General features: G+C 70.5%; 22 protein-coding genes. 13 read left to right on the forward strand and 9 right to left on the reverse strand.

The features are described from left to right. From E1264_RS43440 to E1264_RS17965, 5 genes are all read left to right on the forward strand, one after another. Positions 1–414 (forward strand): hypothetical protein (locus E1264_RS43440; protein ID WP_165964226.1); only part of this gene is annotated, 414 nt, incomplete at its 5' end. After that, complete coding sequence (locus E1264_RS17950; protein ID WP_207935991.1) at positions 411–1,541, forward strand: peptidoglycan-binding protein; 1,131 nt, start codon at positions 411–413, stop codon at positions 1,539–1,541. The genes E1264_RS43440 and E1264_RS17950, both read left to right, overlap by 4 nt. After that, positions 1,538–2,218 carry an ABC transporter ATP-binding protein gene (locus E1264_RS17955; protein WP_132174906.1) on the forward strand — a complete coding sequence of 227 codons (681 nt, stop codon included), beginning with the start codon at positions 1,538–1,540 and terminating at the stop codon, positions 2,216–2,218. The genes E1264_RS17950 and E1264_RS17955 overlap by 4 nt, the downstream gene beginning before the upstream one ends. Before the next feature lie 41 nt (positions 2,219–2,259). Beyond that, on the forward strand, positions 2,260–3,435 hold the full coding sequence (locus E1264_RS17960) for an ABC transporter permease (protein WP_132174952.1): 1,176 nt from the start codon (positions 2,260–2,262) through the stop codon (positions 3,433–3,435). A 37-nt stretch (positions 3,436–3,472) separates the two neighbouring features. Continuing rightward, positions 3,473–4,048 carry an antibiotic biosynthesis monooxygenase gene (locus E1264_RS17965; RefSeq protein ID WP_132174908.1) on the forward strand — a complete coding sequence of 192 codons (576 nt, stop codon included), beginning with the start codon at positions 3,473–3,475 and terminating at the stop codon, positions 4,046–4,048. A gap of 31 nt (positions 4,049–4,079) precedes the next feature. Here the strand turns inward: E1264_RS17965 and E1264_RS17970 are convergent, their stop codons facing one another. From E1264_RS17970 to E1264_RS17980, 3 genes are read right to left on the reverse strand one after another with little or no spacing between them, the layout of a single operon-like run. Next, positions 4,080–5,879, reverse strand: coding sequence for a choline/carnitine O-acyltransferase (locus E1264_RS17970; RefSeq protein ID WP_132174910.1), 1,800 nt, complete (start codon positions 5,877–5,879; stop codon positions 4,080–4,082). 18 nt (positions 5,880–5,897) lie between these two features. After that, on the reverse strand, positions 5,898–6,710 hold the full coding sequence (locus tag E1264_RS17975) for a class I SAM-dependent methyltransferase (protein WP_132174912.1): 813 nt from the start codon (positions 6,708–6,710) through the stop codon (positions 5,898–5,900). A gap of 29 nt (positions 6,711–6,739) precedes the next feature. After that, positions 6,740–7,603, reverse strand: coding sequence for an arpA protein (locus E1264_RS17980; protein ID WP_132174914.1), 864 nt, complete (start codon positions 7,601–7,603; stop codon positions 6,740–6,742). A 342-nt stretch (positions 7,604–7,945) separates the two neighbouring features. Between E1264_RS17980 and E1264_RS17985 the strand changes: the two genes are divergently transcribed. Together E1264_RS17985 and E1264_RS17990 are read left to right on the forward strand one after the other, a co-directional pair. Then, positions 7,946–9,748 carry a serine/threonine-protein kinase gene (locus E1264_RS17985; RefSeq protein WP_165964227.1) on the forward strand — a complete coding sequence of 601 codons (1,803 nt, stop codon included), beginning with the start codon at positions 7,946–7,948 and terminating at the stop codon, positions 9,746–9,748. Between the two features lie 125 nt (positions 9,749–9,873). Further along, complete coding sequence (locus E1264_RS17990; RefSeq protein ID WP_132174918.1) at positions 9,874–11,094, forward strand: PP2C family protein-serine/threonine phosphatase; 1,221 nt, start codon at positions 9,874–9,876, stop codon at positions 11,092–11,094. Positions 11,095–11,148: 54 nt separating this feature from the next. Here the strand turns inward: E1264_RS17990 and E1264_RS17995 are convergent, their stop codons facing one another. The 3 genes from E1264_RS17995 to E1264_RS18005 all read right to left on the reverse strand — a co-directional run bounded on the left by E1264_RS17995 (position 11,149) and on the right by E1264_RS18005 (position 13,137). Beyond that, entirely contained in the window at positions 11,149–12,498 is a 1,350-nt protein-coding gene (locus E1264_RS17995; protein WP_243710998.1) for a hypothetical protein, read from the reverse strand. After that, positions 12,498–12,719, reverse strand: a complete 222-nt coding sequence (locus E1264_RS18000) for a hypothetical protein (protein WP_132174920.1) — start codon at positions 12,717–12,719, stop codon at positions 12,498–12,500. The genes E1264_RS17995 and E1264_RS18000 overlap by 1 nt, the downstream gene beginning before the upstream one ends. A gap of 115 nt (positions 12,720–12,834) precedes the next feature. Then, positions 12,835–13,137 carry a hypothetical protein gene (locus E1264_RS18005; protein WP_132174922.1) on the reverse strand — a complete coding sequence of 101 codons (303 nt, stop codon included), beginning with the start codon at positions 13,135–13,137 and terminating at the stop codon, positions 12,835–12,837. Between the two features lie 221 nt (positions 13,138–13,358). Here E1264_RS18005 and E1264_RS18010 point away from each other — a divergent pair, with 221 nt between their 5' ends. From E1264_RS18010 to E1264_RS18030, 5 genes are all read left to right on the forward strand, one after another. Then, positions 13,359–13,895 carry a DUF892 family protein gene (locus tag E1264_RS18010; protein ID WP_132174924.1) on the forward strand — a complete coding sequence of 179 codons (537 nt, stop codon included), beginning with the start codon at positions 13,359–13,361 and terminating at the stop codon, positions 13,893–13,895. A 126-nt stretch (positions 13,896–14,021) separates the two neighbouring features. Then, positions 14,022–14,990, forward strand: coding sequence for a TIGR03557 family F420-dependent LLM class oxidoreductase (locus tag E1264_RS18015; RefSeq protein ID WP_132174926.1), 969 nt, complete (start codon positions 14,022–14,024; stop codon positions 14,988–14,990). 593 nt (positions 14,991–15,583) lie between these two features. Then, positions 15,584–15,853, forward strand: a complete 270-nt coding sequence (locus E1264_RS18020) for a hypothetical protein (RefSeq protein WP_132174928.1) — start codon at positions 15,584–15,586, stop codon at positions 15,851–15,853. Then, positions 15,846–16,475 (forward strand): DUF6879 family protein, encoded by a 630-nt coding sequence (locus tag E1264_RS18025; protein ID WP_132174930.1) that lies wholly within the window; start codon positions 15,846–15,848, stop codon positions 16,473–16,475. Before E1264_RS18020 ends, E1264_RS18025 begins: the two co-directional genes overlap by 8 nt. Before the next feature lie 3 nt (positions 16,476–16,478). Next, positions 16,479–18,845 carry a tetratricopeptide repeat protein gene (locus E1264_RS18030; protein WP_132174932.1) on the forward strand — a complete coding sequence of 789 codons (2,367 nt, stop codon included), beginning with the start codon at positions 16,479–16,481 and terminating at the stop codon, positions 18,843–18,845. Positions 18,846–18,870: 25 nt separating this feature from the next. Here the strand turns inward: E1264_RS18030 and E1264_RS18035 are convergent, their stop codons facing one another. Both E1264_RS18035 and E1264_RS18040 read right to left on the reverse strand, forming a co-directional pair. Further along, positions 18,871–20,391 carry a caspase family protein gene (locus E1264_RS18035; RefSeq protein ID WP_165964228.1) on the reverse strand — a complete coding sequence of 507 codons (1,521 nt, stop codon included), beginning with the start codon at positions 20,389–20,391 and terminating at the stop codon, positions 18,871–18,873. A gap of 44 nt (positions 20,392–20,435) precedes the next feature. Continuing rightward, complete coding sequence (locus tag E1264_RS18040; protein WP_132174936.1) at positions 20,436–20,825, reverse strand: hypothetical protein; 390 nt, start codon at positions 20,823–20,825, stop codon at positions 20,436–20,438. A gap of 146 nt (positions 20,826–20,971) precedes the next feature. Between E1264_RS18040 and E1264_RS18045 the strand changes: the two genes are divergently transcribed. Further along, the gene (locus E1264_RS18045; protein WP_132174938.1) at positions 20,972–21,193 is read left to right on the forward strand and encodes a hypothetical protein; all 222 of its coding nucleotides are present in this window, start codon (positions 20,972–20,974) and stop codon (positions 21,191–21,193) included. A gap of 51 nt (positions 21,194–21,244) precedes the next feature. On the opposite strand, the gene E1264_RS18050 is transcribed toward E1264_RS18045, so the two are convergent. Next, positions 21,245–21,487: a hypothetical protein gene (locus E1264_RS18050; RefSeq protein ID WP_132174940.1), complete on the reverse strand. Its 243-nt coding sequence runs from the start codon at positions 21,485–21,487 to the stop codon at positions 21,245–21,247. Between the last annotated feature and the right edge of the window lie 309 nt (positions 21,488–21,796).

The raw sequence follows: 21,796 nt of genomic DNA on the forward strand, positions 1-21,796 counted from the left end.
AAGCAGACCGGCGCGGCCGGGGGCGGCGGTGGCGGGAAGCTGAGCCCGGACGAGATGGGCGTGAAGTTCGCGCAGTGCATGCGCGAGAACGGCGTCCACATGGACGACCCCAAACCCGGCCAGGGCATCCAGCTCAAGATCAAGGACATCCCGAAGGAGACCGTCGACAAGGCGATGGAGGCGTGCCGGCAGTACAACCCGCAGGCCAACGCCACCGGGGCGCCCGATCCGCAGCAGCAGGAGCGGGGCCGCAAGTTCGCCGAGTGCATGCGGCAGAACGGCGTCGAGAAGTTCCCGGACCCGAAGCCCGGCCAGCGCGGCATCATGATCGACAAGAACACGGTCGGGGACGACCCGGACCTCGAACCCGCGCAGCAGAAGTGCCAGGACATCCTCCAGGGCGGGCGGAAGTGACGGGCGACGTCACCGTGGAGCCCGCCCCGCCGAAGGAGGAGCGGGCCCGCCGGGTCCGCCGCCGTCGGCCCCGGCTGAAGATCGCGCTCGGTACGGCGGTCCTGGTCGCGGCGGGCGGCGTCGGCGCCGTGGCCGCGCTCGGCGACGGCGGCGGGGAGGGGAGCGGGACGGCGACCGGCCTGCCGCCCGCCACCGCGAAGGTGACCAAGCAGACGCTCAAGGACACCCAGACCGAGGACGGGCAGCTCGGCCACGGCCCGACGCACACGGTGACCACCCAGGCGAAGGGCACGCTGACCAGGCTCCCCGAGAGCGGCGACGAGATCACCCGCGGCCACGAGCTGTACGAGGTCGACGGCGCCCCGGTCGTGCTGATGTACGGGTCGAAGCCGTCGTACCGGCCGCTCCGCCCCGGCACGGAGGGCTCCGACGTGAAGCGGTTCGAGGCCAACCTCAGCGCGCTCGGCTACGACGGCTTCACCGTGGACGACGAGTACACCGAGGACACCGCCGACGCCGTCCGGGAATGGCAGGACGACATCGGCGTCGCCGAGACCGGGATCGTGGAGCTCGGGCGGGTCGCGTTCGCGGACGGCGCCGTCCGGGTCGACACCGTCCAGGCGAACGCGGGCGAACCGGCGGCGCCCGGCAAGAAGGTCCTCGACTACACCGGCACCGCGAAGGCCGTGACCGTCGAGCTCGACACCGCCGACCAGCGGATGGCGAAGGAGGGCGCCACTGTCGAGGTGACGCTGCCGGAGGACAAGACCGTCACCGCCAAGATCGACGAGGTCACGACGGTCATCGAGCCCGCCGAGCAGGGCGAGGACCCGGCGACGAAGGTGGAGGTCACCATCTGGCTCCGCTCGGCGGAGGCGAAGAAGGCCGCCGCCGGGTACGCGCTCGCGTCCGTCGACGTCACGTTCACCGCCGGGGAGCGCGAAGGGGTGCTGACCGTGCCGGTGTCCGCGCTGGTCGCGCTGCGGGAGGGCGGGTTCGGCGTCGAGGTCGTCAAGGGCGGCGCGTCGTCGTACGTGCCGGTCGAGACGGGCCTGTTCGCGGACGGGAAGGTCGAGGTCTCCGGGCCCGGCATCGCCGAGGGCGTCCTCGTGGGGGTACCGAAATGATCGATCTGCGGGACGTGACGAAGGAGTACCCGGGCGGCGTCCGCGCGCTGGCCGGGGTGTCGCTGCACATCGGCGCGGGCGAGCTGGTCGCGATCGTCGGGCCGTCCGGGTCGGGGAAGTCGACGATGCTGAACATCCTCGGCACCCTCGACCGGCCGACGTCGGGCACCGTCCACATCGACGGGCACGACGTCGGACGGCTGCCCGACGCGAAGCTCTCCGCGCTGCGGGCGAGCCGCATCGGGTTCGTCTTCCAGCACTTCCACCTGGCCGCCGGGACGTTCGCGCTCGACAACGTCGCGGACGGGCTGCTCTACACCGGGCTCCGCCCGGCCGTGCGGCGCCGGAAGGCCGCGGCGGCGCTGGAGCGCGTCGGGCTCGGCCACCGGCTGGACCACCGGCCGCACGAGCTGTCGGGCGGCGAGCGGCAGCGCGTCGCGATCGCGCGGGCCGTCGCGGGCGAGCCCGCGCTGCTCCTCGCGGACGAGCCGACCGGCGCGCTCGACTCGTCGTCCGGCGAGGGGGTGATGGCGCTGCTCCGCGAGCTGAACGCCGCCGGCACCACCGTCGTGGTGATCACCCATGACCGGGAGATCGCGGCGAGCCTGCCCCGCCAGGTCCGGATGCGCGACGGCCTCGTCGTCGACGACACGGCGCTCACCGGGGCGTCGCTGTGACCGCCGGGACGCGCGCCGCCGTGTCATTGCAGCCCGCGCGGATGTGGCCGGGCGACGTCGTCAGGGTCGGCGCGGTCGGGCTGCGGACGCGCCCGATGCGGGCGTTCCTGTCCGCGCTCGGCATCGCGATCGGGATCGCGGCGATGGTCGCGGTCGTCGGGGTGTCGTCCTCGTCGCGCGCCGACCTCGACCGGGCCCTCGCCGCGCTCGGCACGAACCTGCTGACCGTCTCGCCCGGCAACACGCTGACCGGCGAGGAGGCGCAGCTCCCGCTCGAATCGGAGGCGATGGTCGAACGCATCGCGCCCGTCCAGGAGGTCTCGTCCATCGCCCTCCTGGACGACGCGAAGGTCTACCGCACCGGCAAGATGCCGGAGACCGAGACCAAGGGCATCGCCGCCTACGCGGCCCGCACCGACCTGCGCGACGCGACGGGCGCGCGGCTGCGCAGCGGCACCTGGCTGAACGCCGCGACCGGCAGCTACCCCGCGACCGTCCTCGGATCGGCCGCCGCCGAACGGCTCGGCATCGGCCACGCCGCCCCCGACGTGCAGGTCCTCATCGGCGGCCGCTGGTTCACCGTCATCGGCATCCTCGACCCGGCGCCGCTCGCCCCCGAGCTCGACACCGCCGCGCTGGTCGGCTGGCCCGCGGCGCAGGCCAGGCTCGGCTTCGACGGGCATCCGACGACGATCTACACCCGGTCGCAGGACGCGAGCGTCGAGGACGTCCGGGACGTGCTCGGCGCGACCGCGAACCCGGCGGCGCCGAACGAGGTGGAGGTGTCCCGCCCGTCGGACGCGCTCGCCGCGCGGAAGGCGGCGGGCGAGGCGTTCACCGGGCTGCTGCTCGGGCTCGGCGCGGTGGCGCTGCTCGTCGGCGGTGTCGGGGTGGCCAACACCATGGTCATCTCGGTGCTGGAGCGCCGCTCGGAGATCGGGCTGCGCCGCTCGCTCGGCGCGACCCGCGGCCAGATCCGCACCCAGTTCCTCGCCGAGTCGCTGCTGCTGTCCGCGCTGGGCGGCGCGGGCGGCGCGGTGATCGGGTCGCTGGTGACGGCCATCTACGCGCTCTACCAGGGCTGGCCGGTCGTCATCCCGGCGTGGGCGGTGGCGGGCGGCATCGCGGCCACCCTCGTCATCGGCGCGATGGCCGGGCTCTACCCGGCGATCAGGGCGTCCCGCCTCAGCCCCACCGAGGCACTCGCGACGACCTGACGTGAATGGACGTGCCGGAACGGGTGAGAGTCCGTCCATGGAGGAAGGGGACGGCGAGCCCGTCACGATCGTGATCACCTGGGACGTCAGGCCCGGGCGGGAGCGCGACTTCGAGGAATGGGCGGAGGGCCTGCACCGGGTCGCGACCCGCTTCCCCGGGCACCGGGGCGCGACCTGGCTGCGCGCGGAAGGGTCGCGGCACCGGTACTACACCGTGGTCAACTTCGCCGACCGGGACGGGCTCGACCGGTGGCTGGCGTCCGGCGAGCGCGCGGAGTGGATCGACCGGGTCCGCGGGATCGCCTCCGAGCACCTGCGGAACACCACGGGCCTGGAGACGTGGTTCAGCCTGCCGGGCGAGTCGGTCCCGCCGCCGTCCAAGCTGAAGATGATCGCCGTCACGTTCGTCGCCGTGTACCCGCTGAGCCTCCTGCTGCAGGGGTTCGTCACGCCGCTGGCGACGTCGTGGCCGCTGCCGCTGAAGGCGCTGACGTTCCCGGTGATCGTGGTCCCGCTGCTCACCGTGGTCGTCATGCCGGCGCTCAGCAGGCTGTTCCGGCGCTGGCTGTACCCGGTGGGGCGGGTCCACCGTCCCGCGAGGCCCGGCCGCTAGACCGGGAGCCGGTCAGACGAGCAGGTCGTGCTCAGACGAGCAGGTCGTGCAGCTCGTGGACGGCCTCCCGGAGACGCTCGGCGAACGCGAACATCGCGCCCGCCACCGGATGCGGGGTGCTGAGGTAGACGTTGAAGCGGTCCGGGAGCAGGACGTAGGCGACGCCGATGCACTGCTCGCTCGTCGACCCGAAACCGAAGTACCGGATGTTCGCGGACGGCGCCGAGCTGGTGCTCAGGTAGTCGTTGCGCATGACGAGCCAGCCGGGCGAGTCGAACAGCGGCAGCGGCCCGGTGACGCCCAGCTCGGCGCCGCGCCGCTCGTGGATCAGCTGCAGCTCCCACAGGTGCTGCTCGGGCGCCTGCCCGGCCTGGCACTCCTTCGCCCGCTTGACGTGGGCGTCGGCGGCGGCGCGGAACGCGTCCCGGCGGATCGTGCGGCCCGCGCCGGGATCGTCCATGAGCTCGGCGAAATGCAGCACCTCGGGGGTGACGACGCGCATCGCCTCGGTGCGCCCGTTGCGGTACTGGCGGGTCGCGATCGACTCGTAGGTGGCGCCGACGAAGCCCTTCGCGCGCTTGTGGGCGAGCTGGTAGGCCATCTGGACGAACGCGTCCGGCGACATCTTCAGCCGCTTGATCGCGTCGGCGCCGAAGCCGTCGAACGAGACGGTCGTGGTGGCGGTCGCCGCGCTGTAGGCGGCGAAGGAGGAGGCGGCGTCCTGGATGTCGCGCCGCAGCCCGCCGTCCAGGACGAACTCGATCGGCTCGATGAGGGGGAGCCCCTGCGACTTGGCGCCCGACCGCTGCGCGACCACGGCGGGCGGCGTGCCGAGCAGCGCGTCGACGAAGCCGAGGATCGTGGTGCCGTCGAGGCCGCAGTGCTCGACGTTGACGCCCGCCGTCCCGTCCGCGAACACGACGAACGACAGCGCCTTGTCGAACCAGCGGTTGCCGCTGTCGCCGTGCAGGAGGTGGTCGCAGGCGTCGAGGGTGTTCTTCGGCTCGAAGTCCTCCAGGCAGACGCAGAACAGCGCCGTCTCCACGGCGTCGAGCGCCTCCGCGTTGCGGGGATCGGCGGCGAGCAGCGCCGCGCGGCTCTCCGCCCACTCGGCGCGGGCCTTGGTGGTGAGGTGCCCGGCGGACGGCTCCGGCGCGGTCTCCGCCTTCATGATCGTGCCGAGGCCGGCGGTCAGCTCGTCCAGCGCGTGCGGGCGCCCGCCGGGGCCGAGCACGTCCATCCGGATGATGTTGTTGCGGTAGAACACGACGATATGGCGTGCCTGCGACGGGCCCGGCCACTCGTCGGTGTACGGGGCCCGGACGGTGTCCTGCTCGACGCCCGGAATGCGCGTCGTGGAGAACAGGAACTTGTTCTGCACCATCGACAGCGGGCGCCCGCGCTGCACGGCGGGCGGGACGAGCTCGTCGTCCAGCCGGAGCTTGTAGTCCAGCGCCCCGGCGATGAGCCCGGCCGCGCGCTCCACCTGCTCTTCGCCCGAATCCCTGAACAGGAAGAAGAAGTTCGCGTTCAGCGCGATCCGGTCACGGCGGCCCAGGTAGCGGTACGGCCAGAACGTGTCGAGCCAGCTGTGGACGCCCTCGGACGCGTCATAGCGCTCCAGCGCCGCGTGCAGCTTGCGGCCGGGCCCGTCCGGGGCGGCGAAGTCGGCCAGCGCGGCCTCGGTCCTCGCCCGCTCGTCCGCGGTCAGCAGCGGCGCGCACCACTCCATGAACCGGCGGCACGTCGCGTCGAGCGTGGGCAGCGGCACGCGCGGCAGGCCGGCCTCGTTGCCGAAGGTGCGGGACGAGAGTTCTTCGCTGGCGTTCAATTCGATCCTCGTTGTCGGTCAATGGTCGGTCGGGCGTGAAACGTAGAGCTGGGCGTAGAACCACCCGCCGGTCTCCACGCCCGACGGGTCGACGCCGACGTCCGACAGCCGGTCCAGGACGAGCGACCGCTCCTCCGGCGTCGCGAACCGCCGCTGCCTGAACAGCCCGCCGCGCCGGACGGTCTCGTACCCGGCGGCGGCGAGGGCGCCTTCGACCGCGTCGAACGGGAACATCCGCAGCACGAAATGCGCCATCCACGGGCGGCGTCGCCCGTGCGCCGCGGCGACCCGGGAAATGGTCCGCTCGGTGACGTATCCGAGGCAGCCGGTGGAGATGACCAGGTCGGTCTCCGCGAGCCGCGCGCGCTGTTCGCCGGTCGGGTCGCCGTTCTCCAGATCGGCGTGGACGGCGCCGTCCAGGAAACCGGCTTCGAGCGCATAGGAAAGGGCTTGCTCCGATGCGTCCAGGCCGAGGAACCGCACACGGCATTCACTTTCAAGGGAACGGACCAACTTCCGATCGCGGCTCAGCAGCGTTCCGCGCGTGTGCCGATGGGCGTCGCGGCCGCTGTAGAGATCGTACAGGTCGCCCATGGTGATGCCGTATTTCACCAGGGCCGCATTGATGCCATAGGAGCAGCCGATATCCAGAACGGTCGGGACCGGGACCCGATGCGCCTCCCGGTATTCGGCGATGAGTGCGCGGAAGTGCGGTTTGGCCAGTTCCGGGATGTGGTAGTCGAGATCGCGGAGCGTGGAGAAGTAGGCGCGGGGATCGGGCCGCGTGTAGATGTGGCCGAACGAGAGCTTCCCGGTCGTGTCGACGCGCACGCAGATCCTCCGAGTCGGTGGGGCACGGGTCAGTCGAGCAGTCGGTCGACCCGGACGGCGCGTCCCTCCGCCGCCAGATGCTCGGGCAGCACGCGGCCGAACAGCTGCCGCGTCCGGGCGACGCTGCCGACGACCCCGGGCCGCTCGCTGTAGGCGAAGATCGCCGTGTGCCGCGCCGTGTCCCCGGTGACGGTGCTCACCCGGTGCAGCGCGTACCGTCCCCGGAAAAGCTGCAGGTCACCGGGGCGGAGCGGGAGCCGCCTGACGAGGTCGCCGCCCCGCCCGGTCAGCACCCGGCGGACGTCGGCGAAGTTCTCCGACTCCGCCGACCGGATGCCCGGGCAGTACTCGAACACACCGCCGCCCTCGGCCTCCTGCGTCAGCAGGCTCACCGTGAACTCGTTGGTGTCGAAATGCCAGGGGTGCTCCATCCCCGGGTTGACGACGTTGAGGCACAGCCCCGACAGCGGGTCGGCGAGCTCGTGCACGCGCGGCAGCCCGAAGCAGTCCGCCACGAACCGCTGGAAGAGCCCGCTCGAATACAGCAGGTGGACGATGAAGCCCGCCGGGACGCGGTCGCGTGCGACGAACGCGTTGCCCCGCTGGACCGTGATACGTCCGGGGTGATCGTCCGGTAATGGGGTGCGGATGTCGATGTTGTAGGCGTTGACGGTTTCGACGTCATAATGCGCGTCCGGCGCGATCGCCGCGCATTCCGCGCGCAGCGCGTCCCGTAATGGGGCGCGAATGAAGTCGGGCAGCACGCAGCATCCCGATTGCGCCAGCTCGTCCCTGGTCCGGGAAACGACGGCGTTCCATCCGCTACCGCCGGGAGCCGCCAGCGGATAGCGCTCCGTGTCGATCACCCGGCCGAGAGCCTCCGCTGCGCCCATGGGGTTCCTTCCGCGTCGGCGAACCTCAGACGGGTTTTAGCACAATCCCCTCCGGCAATTCATGGCAGCGCTTTCTGGAATATTCGGCAGAAGGCGATAAGCCGGCCCCGTGACCTGTGCCTTCGGACGCCCCGTGGGCTTCCGGATGCGGGGACATCAGCGGGGGGCACGGGTCGTGCGGCCGGAGGCGCTCCGCGCCGGAGGCCGCACGGCCCGTCGACCGTGACGGGGGTTCCAGGGGGTCGCCCCCCTGGGCAAACAGAGAACGATCCGCGAACCTTTCCTTACGCAGTGGCGTCAGCGTCCTGTGGAACACGAACGAGGATGTGCGAGGAGCGCGGGATGGACTGGCGGCTGGCGGAATTCACCGAGGACCGCGAACTCGGACGCGGGGCGCAGGGACGTGTCGTCCTCGCCCATCACACCCAGTCGGGGACGCCCGTCGCGATCAAGTACCTGGCCCAGGGCGATCCGCAGGCCGTGGCGGCGCTGCGGTCCGAGGCGCAGATGCTCGGCCGGCTGACGAGCCCGTACGTGGCGCGCCTCTACCGGTTCACGGAGAGCGAGCACGGCGCGGCGATCGTGATGGAGGCGATCAACGGCGCGTCGCTGAAGGAGGTGCTGCGCGAGCACGGGCGGCTCGCGCCGGAGGCGGCGCTGCTCGTCCTGAAGGGGTCGCTGCTCGGGCTCGCCGCCGCGCACGCCGTCGGGGTCGTCCACCGCGACTACAAGCCGGCGAACGTCGTGGTCCAGGCGGACGGGCTCAGCAAGCTGGTCGACTTCGGCGTCGCCGTCCTGGCCGGGGAGGGGTCGTTCGCCGGGACGCCCGTGTACATGGCGCCGGAGCAGTGGCGCGGTGAGGCGTCCTCGCCCGCCACCGACGTGTACGCGGCGACCTGCGTGTTCTACGAGTGCGTGACGGGACGCCGCCCGTTCGCCGCGGCCGAGCGGGCGGCGCTGATGAACCAGCACCTCACCGCGCCCGTCGACGTGGCGGACGTGCCGGAGCCGCTGCGCCCGCTCGTCGTGCAGGGCATGGCGAAGACCCCGGGGGAGCGGCCGCTGGGCGCGGCCTCCTTCGTGACGATGCTGGAGTCCGCGGCCGTCGCCGCGTACGGGAGCGACTGGGAGCGGCGCGGCCTGCGCGCGCTGGCCGCCGCCGCGGTCGCGCTGGCCGCGCTGTTCCCGCTCGCGGCGCTCGCGGTCCCGGGCGCGGGGGCCGCCACCGCGGGGACGGCGGGCGCGGCCGGAACGGCGAGCGCGGCGGGCACCGCCGGGACGGGCGGCACCGTGGGCGCGTCCGTGAGCCAGGGGTTCCTCGCCACCACCGCCGGGAAGGCCGGTCTGGCCGCCGCCGGTGCCGCCGTGGTCGCGACGACGGCGGGCGGCGTCTACGTCGCGCGGGACAGCACGGAGCCGCCGCCCGAGCCCGTCGCGGTCGTCGCCATGGCGGCCGACAACCGGACGCTCACCGGCGACCGGGCGACGATCGAGATCCAGAACACGCGGTACCCGACCGTCAGCGGCCTGAAGGATCCCGCCCTGGAACGCCGGATCAACGCCGCGCTGCGAGCCCCGCTCGACCGCCTCATCCAGATGGCGCGCACGACCAGGATCGACTGCAAGGGGAAACCCTGGAAGCTGGGCGCGGAGACGAGGCTCGGGCTCCGCGGCCCGCGCCTGGTGTCCGTCCGCTACTTCCACGTCTCCGACTGGTGCCAGCAGGCGGACGGGTCGCCCGGCGGCGAGACCGTCACCGTCGACCTGCGCACCGGACGCAGGCTCACCAACACCGACGTGTTCCGTCCCGAAGCGCTGACGGGCGCGGGAGTGGCCCGGATCCGCTCGCTCGTCGCGCAGCACCCGGTCCCCGGTGAGCGCCGCTGGGACGACTGCAGCCCCGACGGAAGGTTCGAGCGCTCCGACTTCTTCCCCCGTAAGGGCGACGCCCCGGGCGCGCAGGCGCTCCCGCCGTTCCTGAGCGCCTTCTTCACGCCCGCCGAGTTCCAGCTCTCCTACCTCGCGGGCGGGAGCGACGGCTGCGGCAACCTGAACTTCGGGGCCGCGTACGCGACCGTCCGCGACCTGCTGAAGCCGGAGATCGTCGCGATGCTGCCCGGCGCGCCCTCCCCGTCCCGCACCTGACCTGGTCCGCCCTCCCGGTCCCGCACCTGACCTGGTCCGTCGTCCGAGACATAGGTTGCGGCCGCAGCGGGTACGCCGACTCGAATGGACCCGGGCAGGGATCGGACGACGCGGGACGGCGACCGATGCTGAGAGAGCTGGTGGCGGCCAGCCACCTGATGTCGATGGAGCAGCTGCCGGGCGCGGTGGCCCGGCACGCCGCCGACGCCGGCCTGCACGACACGGTGATCTACATGGTGGACCTGCAGCAGACCGTCCTGCGGCTGCTGACCGGCAAGGGCCAGGACGCGGCCCAGGACCCGGGCCCGGAGGCCGCCGAACTGAAGGTCGAGGGGACCATCGCGGGCCGCGCGTTCCAGACCGTGGAACCGGTGACCGGGCAGATGTTCGACGACGGGACCTGCCACTACTGGCTGCCGATCCTCGACGGGTCCGAGCGGATCGGGGTGCTCAGGACCACCGTCCGGCAGGACGACGACCGGGCCAAGGACGACGCCGAGTACCTGGCCGGCCTGGTCGCGCTGATGATCGTCAGCAAGGGGCCGTACAGCGACTCGCTGTCCCGGCTGGTGCGCACCAGGGAAATGACGGTGTCCGCGGAGATGCAGTGGCGGCTGCTCCCTCCGATGACCTTCGCCAACGACCAGGTCGTCATCGGGGCCGCGCTGGAACCGGCCTACAAGCTCGGCGGCGACACCTTCGACTACGCGCTGGCCGGCGACACCGTGCACCTGGCGATCTTCGACGCGATGGGACACGACACCACCGCCGGGCTGACGGCCAGCCTCGCGATCGCCGCCTGCCGCAACGCCCGGCTCCACGGCGCGAACCTCGTCGAGACGGGGCAGGCGATCGAGGAGGCGCTGCTCGGCCAGGACGGCGACCCGCGGTTCGTCACCGCCCTGCTGATGGAGCTCGACCTCCAGTCCGGCGTCGTGTCCTGGATCGCGCACGGCCATCCCGAGCCGGTGGTCATCCGCGGGGCGCGCTGGGTGAGCACGCTGGAGTGCCGTCCGGGCACGCCGCTCGGCACGGGGCTCGGGGTGGTCCCGGAGCTGTGCAGCGAGCAGCTCCAGCCGGGCGACCGCGTCCTGCTCTACACCGACGGCATCGTGGAGGCCCGCGACCCCGACAAGCGGGAGTTCGGCCTGGAGCGGTTCACCGACTTCATCATCAAGCGCGAGGCCGACGGGATGCCCGTCCCCGAGACGCTGCGGCGCCTGGTCCACAGCATCCTGGAACACCACGCGGGACGCCTGGACGACGACGCCACCGTCCTGCTCCTGGAATGGCACGGCCAGCACGCGCCGCCCGAGGACTTCACGGAACCGATGCGGCAGACATGACGGCGCGAGCCGGGACCCCCGGCATGGGGTGCCCGGCTCGCGCTCCGGCGCTGATCAGCCGCCCGGCATCGGCTTTGATGTGGGGCCTTGCACATAACGGACGGCCCACCGCACCAGCCGGCGGCCCATTCCGTAAAGGATCAGTGCCACCCCGGCCAGCGGCAGCGCGAGCAGGAAGATCTGCAACCCGGCGGTGACCAGCTCGAGTGCCCCGGCGCCGTGCGAGGCGGCGGACGCCAGCCGCCGCATCATCTCCAAGTCCTTGGCGACCAGCGAGGGGACCTGGCTGACGATGAGGCCGAGCTGGAACGCCAGCACCGGGACGACGGTCAGCACCCACAGTGTGACGAAGACCTGCGGCCACCGCTTCAGGTCGTTCAACGGCGCCTCGGCGGGACGGCGCAGCAGCGTGCGGCGCAGGATCGGCCCGATGTACTTGAACAGGTCGGGGATGCCGATCAGGTCCGACATGATGTAGTAACCGTCGAACCGCAGCGTCGGCAGAAGCTGCTGGATGATCTCCAGGTTGACGTACAGCACGGCGACGAGCAGCGGCTCGAATCCCGTCTGTAGGTACGCCAGCGTCAGCACCACGATGAAGATCGCGTTGAAGTAGACGCCGCCGAGGTCGGCGCGGAGCCGCCCGCCCCGGCTGAGCCGGTACGACTCGGTGATGTCGGTGTAGAAGGCCGGCCAGACGATGTAGATGCCGCAGCCCATGACGCCGGGCCGGACGCCGCCGTACCGGCACGCCGTGGCGTGCCCGACCTCGTGGAACGCGCACGACGCGATCCCGAGGCCCATGACCAGCAAGATGCTGACCGGGTTCAGGATCGCGACGGAGAGCGCCTCCGCAATCGACCGGGTGGTGAGCAGCCAGGCCTCGCCGACCAGGAAGGCGATCACCATCACCGCCATCGCCACGGGCCGGAACAGCCAGCTGAACAGGCCGCCGACGAACCAGGTGAAGGACTCGGGGAACACGGCGACCCGGAACCGCAGCGCGAGGAAGGGGTCGGCCTTGACCACCGGCGCCGGCGTGCCGTCGCTGTAGGTGGTGACGCCGAGTGGGCCGAGCTTGTGGTCGACCAGATAGACGACCTGCTCGGCGGTGAGCTGCGCGCCTGCCTGTTCGCTGACCGCGGCGGCGACCCGGTCCAGGGCCCGCGTGACGTCCGCGTCCGCTAGATCCCGGTGCTCGTGCAGTGCCCTGGCGACCAAGAACAGCAGTGGCGGCAGCCGGACGAGCTGGCCGTTCGGCAGCCGGACGAGCTGAGGCGGCTCCCGGTAGCCGGAGTTCTTGAACTCGCCGACGAGTTCGGCGCCCTCGGCGAGGGCGGGCAGCGTGAGGGACGGGGGAGGCGGCACGGCGCCGTCCACAGCCGGTTCGGCAGGGGTGCCCATCAGTCGTTCTGGACGACGGTGGCCGGGACGCAGGTCAGCGTGGAGTACGGCGCCTGGGCGCCCAGCCCGGTCCCGAGCAGCCCGGTAGTGCCCGCTGAGTACGTCGCCTGGCAGGCGTAGGCAACGACCGTGTCGCCGCCGCCGGACAGTGCGAACCGGCGGGGCAGAACCTCGCCCGCGAGCCGGTCCAGGTCGCTGTACGTCAGTTTCTGAGGGTTCATGGCTCCCTTTCGGGATCTCGTTAACAACATGTTCATCCACGAGATGGGGGAAGGGCTGGCGCACGAACGCCAGCCCTTCCAGTGCAGGCCGAAGCCTGCGACGTCAGACCTGAGGTCAGCCGTTGAGCGCGGTCTGGGTCGGCGAGCAGATCTGAGAGTTGGCCGCCGGCGAGGTCTGCCACAGGCTGAGGAGGCCCATCTGCGGCTGGTTGGAGTTGCCGGAGCAGGCGCTGTTGGTGACCGTGTGGCCCTCGCCGTTGCCGTGGCCGTTGCCGTGGTCGAGGTTGAAGTTGTGGTTGTCGTTGTCGTTGTCGTTGTCGTCGTCGCCGCCACCGACGAGAAGGGTGGACAGCACGGCGCGCTCCGGCAGAACCTCGCCGGCCAGCCTGTCCAGTTCGGTGTAGCTGAAGGACTTCATGTGGTTCCTTTTCTTCCTTGTCACGCCCGGATCTCAAGGTGGATACCGGATGTCCCTTTCCTCGCATCAGGTCGAAGCGAGGTAGCTCTACGTATAGCAGATGTCACTCTCAGTGGCCAACTAAGGGCGCGCGCGGCTCGCCGTGGCGATCACCCGGACGGCATGACGCGCGCGGGGCGGGTAGGGGGCCCTACGTCGCGTGCTGACCAGGAGGGACAGGAATGGCCGACAACAGCTTCAGCATCGACGTGGCGGCGATCCGCGACCGCGCCCGGCAGAAAATGGCGGACGGGCCGGTGACGGAGGGATATCGCCGGAGCGCCGACCAGGTCATCGGCGTCCTCAACGACGTGCTCGCCACCGAGATCGTCTGCTGGATGCGGTACTCCCGGCACGCCATCAGCGCCACCGGGATCGACCGGGCGCAGGTCGCCGCCGAGTTCAGCGAGCACGCGGACGAGGAGCGCGACCACGCGATGCGCGCGGCCGAGCGGATCAACCAGCTCGGCGGGGAGCCGGACTTCGACCCGGAGACGCTCGCGACCCGCTCCCACACGACCTACGAGACGTTCGACGACGGCGACCTGACCGGCATGCTCAAGGAGAACCTCGTCGCCGAGCGGATCGTCATCGAGTCCTACCAGGAGATCATCCGCTGGCTCGGCGATGGCGACGTGACCACCCGCCGGCTGATGGAGAACATCCTCGAAGAAGAAGAGGAACACGCCGACGACCTGGTCGATCTGCTCGGATACTGAGCTGATCCCTTTGACCGCCGAGCCGATCTCTCAGACCGCCGGGCGGATCTCTTTCGATACCGAAACGAGACCTGTCCTGACCATGTCTTGACCATTCGACGCGTCCGGAGGGGTAGGCGAGCCCGCATGGAATTCGGATACACGCTGCTCTGCGAACAGACACCGCCGAAACAACTCATCGCCGACCTGGTGGAGGCGGAGGAGGCCGGCTTCAACTATTCGGTGATCTCCGACCACTATTTCCCGTGGCTGGAGGACCAGGGCCACTCGGCCTACGCCTGGTCGGTGCTCGGCGCGCTCGCGCAGGCCACCCACCGCATCCCGCTGATGACGTTCGTGACCTGCCCGATCATGCGCTACCACCCCGCCGTGGTGGCGCAGAAGGCGGCCACGATGGGCGTCCTGTCCGACGGGCGCTTCACGCTCGGCCTCGGCTCGGGCGAGAACCTGAACGAGCACGTCGTCGGGCGCGGCTGGCCGTCGGTGGACGTCCGGCACGAGATGTTCGAGGAGGCCGTCGAGATCATCAGGGCGCTCTTCGGCGGCGACTACGTGAACTACCGGGGCCGCCACTTCACCGTCGACTCCGCGAAGCTCTACGACCTGCCGGACCGTCCCGTCCAGATCGGGATGGCCGCCTACGGCCCCCGCGCCGGCCGCCTCGCGGCCCGCCACGCCGACGCCCTCATCTCCGACCAGCCCGTGGGCAAGGTCGTCGACCTCTTCCACAAGGAGGGCGGCGCGGGCAAACCGGTCTACGGCCAGATCCCGGTCGCCTACGGCGACGACTACGACGAATGCGTCCGCCGCGCCCACCGCATCTGGAGGTTCTCGGCCCCGGCCTGGAAGGTCATGGCCGAGCTGCCGGGCCCGGTGAACTTCGAGGCCGCCTCACAGACCGTCCGCCCCGAGGACGTCGCCAAGTCGGTCCCGTGCGGCAACAACGTGGACGACTACGTCCAGGCCGTCCAGCAGTGGGCCGACGCGGGCTTCACCCACATCTCCTTCTGCCAGTCGGGCCCCGACCACCAGAAGGACTTCCGCACCTGGGCGGAGGCAGACCTCCTCCCCACCCTCCGCGAACGCTTCCCCTAGAGCATGAAGCGGCAGGGCTCGCCCAGGACGATCTCCGCCCCGCGCAGATCGGCCAGGTCGCTCAACGTCGCCGGCGGAGGCGTGCACGTCGTCCACCACGACGACACGAACCCCGCAGACCCAGCGGCGCCGGCCGGTGCAGGTCTCCAGACGCGGCAAAAGATTGTTGAGCAAAGCCTTAAGCGAGGCCACGTAGATCAGCGAGACCGGGCCCCGGAACCCGAGGCCGTCCGCGTCAGCAGCGGGAAGACGGCGGCCTCCGTCTTCCCGCCTGTCGGCCGGCGGCCGGAACACCACTCGGGCGACCGGGCCCGAACGACCCGGCCAGGGACATGGCCCGTCGAGTCCGTCTCGGCGATGTGAACGGGTTTGGCCAGGCTTGACCGACCTGGCCGATGGTGGTCCCAAAATGGGCCTGTACAACCTCCATTCGATCTTGTTCTGCGTCACTTTGGACCGTGCCTGTCAGTTGCTGATCAGTTGTCCTTTGATGGGAGCATCAATCGGCAACGTATTGATGTAGGTTCCTTGACATCACGTCTGTGTCCGCATAGATTTTTTACGTCGATGTCTCTGTCTGTGGATTGGCTGTCATGAATCGATCATCGGAAGCCGATGTCTCAGCGTCGTTTCACCGGCGTCTCGGGAAATCGGCGCAGGAGCTGGGAAACACCGGCGGACGAGACGGATGCCCGGATATCTGGGAGCTCGACAACGGCGACGTCGCGGTGATCGGCAGGGACCTCACCCGCGCCTACCTGCCCAGATTGCCGGAAGGCGCCGCCGTCGCGGCGGACGAGCGGATCGTGATCATCCCGCGCAGCACTCTCATCGCCGCAAAACACGACATCCCCGATGCCTGACCTCACCCGTCTCGACGATTCACTCGGGGAACGGCTGTCCCTCGAGGAATATCGGCGCGATTTCCGGGCGCGACAATGGACGATCCAGGGCGAGGCGTCCTGGAAGCTCGAACGTGCCCAGCATTTCATTGAGCCGGGCTTCCCGAGCTGGGACGCCTTCGCTCGCGGCGAGTGGAGCACCGCCCTGCGGCTGCTGGAAGACGAACGAGAATGGTTGGAAGATTTCATGGCGGAGGCCGTGCGGAAACGCATCCGCCTCTTCCGTCTGCGGGTGGTGCAGGAGCCGCTCACGCCCTACCTGCAATGGGAGCTGCACCTGCTCAGGCTGCGGGCCGAGTGCGGGGAGGACATCCGGGTGGCCGACGCCGAAGCGGTCGCGCGGTACGAACGGTCCGGGCCGCTCCCGGAGCTGGTCACGCTCGGTGCGTCCACGCTGTACCGGGTCTGCTACGACGAGTCCGGCGCGCTGGACGGAGCCGTCCGGTTCTCGGCACCCGAACTGGTCGCCGACGCCGCGGAGCTGACCAGCGAACTGTTCCGTGGCGCCGAAACCATGGAGTCGTTCTTCCGGCGCAGGGTGGCCGACCTGCCACCACCCCGCCGGAACGCGCTCACCGGGTGACCGATGTCCGGGGAGGACGCCCGCGCCGAGTTGTCCGCCGCCACCGTCGGGAACGTCGTCCAGGCGCGGGACATCAGCGGCGGCGTTCATGTCCACCGAGCCCGTGCCGCTCCACTGCCCAGACAGTTACCGGGCGACGTGCACGGTTTCGTCAACAGATCGGCGGAGCTGCGCCTGCTCGACCAGGGGCTCGACGGTGACCACCAGAACCCGATCACGCTGGTCGTCGGCACCGCCGGAGTGGGCAAGACGTCGCTCGTCGTGCATTGGGCGCACGCGCGGCAGGACCGCTTCCCCGATGGCCAGCTGTACGTGAACCTTCGCGGGCACGACCCGGGGGAGCCGGTCACCCCGCTGCGCGTCCTGGAAGGCTTCCTGACCGCGCTCGGCGTCGCCCGGCAGGCGATCCCCGGTGAGGTGGACCAGGGCGCGGCGCTGTACCGGTCGCTGCTCGCAGGGCGCCGGATGCTGATCGTGCTGGACAACGTGGCGACCCCGGCGCAGGTGCGGCCGCTGCTGCCCGGCGCTCCCGGTTGCGCTGTCGTCGCGACCGGACGCGGAACGCTGCCGGGCCTGGTCGCCAGAGACGGGGCCCGCCGGATCACGCTGCGGCTCCTGCCGGAGCAGGACGCGGTCGCGCTGCTGCGCGAGGCCGGCCTCGCGTCCCGCCTGGACGAGCAGTCGCGGTTCGCCGAGCTCGCGCACGTGTGCGCCCGCCTCCCGCTGGCCCTCCGCGTCGCGGCCGAGCGCGTCGCGGCCCGTCCGTGGACACCGCTCGGCGAGCTGATCGCGGAGCTGCGGAGCGAGTCCGGCCTGCTGGATCCGCCCGCACATGGTGACGAGCCGGACGAGGCGGACGACGCGGACGCCATCCGGGCGGTGTTCACGTGGTCGTACCGGGCCCTGCCGGCGGAGGCCGCGGCCCTGTTCAGGGCCCTGTCCCTGCATCCCGGCCCGGAGTTCGGCGCGGGCGCGGCGGCGGCGCTCGCCGGGGCGGGGCCCCGCGAGACCCGGCGCTCGCTGGACGCGCTGGCCAGTGCCCACCTGATCGAACCGGGGCCGGGAGGACGCTTCCAGTTCCACGAGCTGTTGCGGAGTTACGCGATGGACAGATCCAGGCGGGAGGACCGCCAGGACGACCGGAACCGGGCGGTGCGGCGGATGCTGACCTGGTACATCTACACGGCCGACGCGGCACAGACCTGGATCAACCCGCAGGAGAGAAACGTCTCCCTGCCGCGGGCCGAGGAGGGCGTCGAGCCGCTGGAGTTCGACTCCTACGACGGCGCGGTCCGCTGGTACGAGCGGGAGCGCGCCAACCTGGTCGCGGCGACGCGGGACGCGGCGGACAACGAACTGCCCGAGCACGCGTGGAAACTGTCGGTGGTGCTCCGCAACATCTACATGCGGTTCAACCCGTTCGAGGACTGGGTGACGACCAGCCGGATCGGCCTGGAGGCCGCGCGCAGCGCCGGTGACAGGCAGGGCGAGGCGGAGCTGCTGGAGAGCCTCGGCATGGCGTACACCCAGTCGCATGAGCTGGAACGCGGTGCGGAGTCGCACAGTGCCGCGCTCCTGATCCGCCGCGAGTCCGGCGACCGGGAGGGAGAGGCGCTGTCGCTGAACGCCCTGGGCCTCGTCCACCTGCGGAGCCGGCGCCTGCGGGAGGCGCTGGAGATGTTCGAACGCGGGATGGACGTCTACCGCGCGCTCCACGACGCGCACTGGGAGGCGGTCCTCGCGGCCAACGTCGGCGAGGCCCGCGTCGAGCTAGGCGACCTCGACGGGGCGGAGCCGATGGTCCGGCACGCCCTGGCGCTGTTCAGCGAGCGCGCGGAGCGCGGCGGGGAGGGCAACGCGCTCCGGCTGCTCAGCATGGTGCGGCGGGGCCGCGCCGACGTTCTCGGGGCGCTGGACGCGGCGGGCCGGGCCGTGGAGATCGCCCGGCGGTACGGCAATCCGACCTGGGAGGGGTACTGGCTCCTGGAACTGGCCCGAGTGCAGCGTGCGGCGGGTGACCCGGACAACGCCCTCCAGGCTTGCCGCCGGGCGATCGACCTTCAGGGGACGATCGGCGACCGGGTACGCGAGGCCCTCGCCTGGGACGGCGCCGGAGAAGCCGCCCGGGACCTCGCCCTGCTGGAGGAGTCCGAGACATGCCACCGCCGTGCCGTCGACATCCTCCGCGAGTATGGCGACAACCGCTGGCCGTTAGCACTCGCGCTCGACAACCTGGCCACCACCCTGACCGCCCACGACCGCCGCGTCGAAGCCCTCGCCTCCTGGTCGGACGCCCTGCACGAACTGTCAGGCTTCGCCGACCCCGCCGCGACACGAATCCGCCACCGAATCGAGAACCAGATGCGCTGAACCCTCTCTTGGCGATCAGTGCGGGTTACCACGGCCATCGCAGGTTGTTCGGCATATGAGGGTCTCGCCACGTCAGTTTGAAGGAATCGCAGAAGGTGGCGTCGGTGTCCCACCAGGCCGCGATGACGATGTGCTTCGGAGTGCGGCCGAGATCGTAGCGGGTGTCGACCTGGTGTCCGTTCCCGGTCCTCATGACGCCGCTTCCGACCTGGCGCTCGTCGATGGTGATCCGCCACCGCAATGCCTCGGCTTCGCATCCCGCGGGCACGGTGGCCATGAGGGCGCCGCGGAGCTGCGTGGCCCGAGTCGGGGCAGGCTGGAAGTCGGTCTTCACCGGTTCCGTCGCCGTCCAGGTGAAGCCGTCGGCGGACTCGCTCGGCATCCTGGGCCTGATGACCGGACTAGGGCCGCTCAGCGCTTGGCTGGCCAGGGGGGTCTCAGCCGTGGCCTTGCCGATTACGGCCACTCCCCAGGAAAGCCCGATTACTCCTACGAATGCGGCGGCCAAGTAGATCGACGCTCTGCGGTCGGACATCGGGCGGCGTGGTGGATCGGTTGCGGCCCGGGTCGGGCCCATCGTCGCCGATCTGGTGAGATGTTTCGCCGCGTCAGAGAGGGCGATCAGGGGTTTGAAGGCCAGATCGGCAAGGCGAGGACCCCAAAAGTCGACGAGTTCGGCGCCTGCGGTAGCGGGCTCTTCCGCAGGCTCGGGTGGCGCGGCGTTTCCGGGGAGCGCCCCGGTTCCCATGGCGGGGGAGCCGGACGGCGCTCGACCGGCCTCTTCGAGGTCCTCTGCCTGGCTGGAGCCGTCGCCGGCATGATCGCGAAACCGTGCGGGGCTCCGGTGAGCGGCGTTCGCCAAGAAGGCGATGTCATCACCGGAATCAATGTTCATCGCCGTGGGCTCGGGATGCGCACGAGACCGGAGTTCGCGAGTCAGGTGGCCGAAGACGGTCTTCATGTTCAGAACGGGGCCAGCGCCGGGCACGCCATCATTGATGATCTTCAGGAGGGCGCCGGTGAACGTGGTGTAGGTCTCGTAGCGGGGCGAGAACGCCGGTGCGGTCGCCGATGTGGCGGTAAGCACAAAGCTGCCGTGGATGTCGGTCAGAGGCCCCAGATCGTCAGCGGCGCTCTGCGCGGTGGCCAGCCCGGAATAGCAGCAGTCCAGAATGACCACCTTCCGCAGGGCGTTGGTTCTGTGGCTGAGCATCAGGCGCCGGACGTCGTCATAGACCAGGCCGTGGTGGAAGAGTTCATTGCTGGCATTGGGCAGCGCCAGGTGCAAATGACGATTGCTGCCTCCGAGCTCATCGATGAGGCCGTGACCGGCGTAGTAGAAGACCAGCGTGTCGGTCGCCTCGGTGGCGGCAGCGTGCAAAGCGTCCAGGACGACGCGCGGATCGTCCGTGTCCAGGAGCTGGATGCAGTTCTCGGGCGGCAGCCGCCACGGGCCTTGTGTGAACGTGGAGGCGAGTGCTTCCAGGTTGCGGGCCACGGCCGGGAGATCATGGAGATGGCGGTAACGGGCCGTTCCGACCAGCACGACCCGGGAATGCTCTGGGTCGGAGAGCCGCCGCGGTGGCGGGGTCATGCCCGGGAGCCGCCGGTAGTGTCCTCGTCCGGAGGCGTTTCAGGGGCCAGGAGCTCGATGATCTCTTCGGCCGATATCTCGCTGCCGGGTTCGATCGACACCACGATGCCGTCGCGTTCGATGCGGACCGTTCCCCGGCCGCTGTCGGCAGAGCCGTTCCTACGGTGGGCCAGGACGGCGACAACGAGACTGCTCAGTGCGATGGCGTTGCCCGCGACCGCGTTGATCGCCTCCAGGGCGCCGCCCTGCTCGTCCGGTGCGGGCGCCGCGATGGCGGTCGAGATCCGGTTCCGCCGCGTCAGAACGTGATCTCTGGCGATCCATCGGTACAGGTCGGCAAGCTCCCGGTCGTCGGTCGTCCCTTCGACGCTGATGCTTATCTTCACGGCCCGAGGTGCCTCCGTTCGCCTGCCGTCCTGCGGACGCACAGGCGTCCTTGTCCACCATTGAACTGCCTGCGATTGCACCGTGACGGGCTGATGGCAAAGATGCACTTGCTGCCGCTGGCGCCGTGACGGTCTGGATACCGGACATGGAAGAGCCCCGGTGCCGTGAGCAGATGGACGACGGATTCACTGCGCGTCGCCTCCGCAAGCTCAGCAAGTACCAGGTCCTCAACGGCTGCCTGAACAAGGTGCAGGCCCAGGACGAGGGCGAGCTCTGGCTCCTCTCTTGGGAGGCCGCCACTTTGGCGAGTTCTTCCCGGGAGAGCTCCGGGTACCGCTCCACCTGCTGCGAGAGGTACTCCTCGTAGGCGACGGCCGGGCTCAACCCGGTCGCCGGGTCAACATCGCTACGCCACTGCTTAACCCCGGGCGAGTCCACGTCCAGCCTGGTGCACCCGCCCGCCTCCGCCACCCCGCATCCCTATGCCGAGGTGCGGGATGAAGGGCACATGCTCCGCATTCAGGAGCTCGGCAAGCACGTCGATCAGCTTGCTCTCCTCACCCGCATGTAGCCGAGCCACCGATCCAAATAGGCCGGTCAGCGCACCGCCCCCGATGGTCTGAAAAAGCTTCTCGATCGGCTCGATCGGCTTCTCCGCCACCCACCGATACTGTCCGGCCAGAGTCCCGAAAACCGCCGTAGTCGGAGGCCTCGGCCACGAGGGAGTCGCCGACAATGACGTTGAGGGGCACCATGGGGTTTTGGCGCGGTAGAAGAGCCCGGCGCGAACAGGAGTGCCTGGCCATCGCGTCGTACCCACTTCGATCATTCGCTGCAGCGGCGAGAACACCGTGCGCGGTACCCAGGACCCTGGACGGTGACGGGTTCAGAACCATGTGACCTGAGGGTTACGGCCTGAGCTGTCCGGGTGCCAAAATACTCGCGCAAGACATAGGTGGTGAATCGGGCG

The organism is Actinomadura sp. KC216, assembly GCF_004348535.1.
Classification (GTDB): Bacteria; Actinomycetota; Actinomycetes; order Streptosporangiales; family Streptosporangiaceae; genus Spirillospora.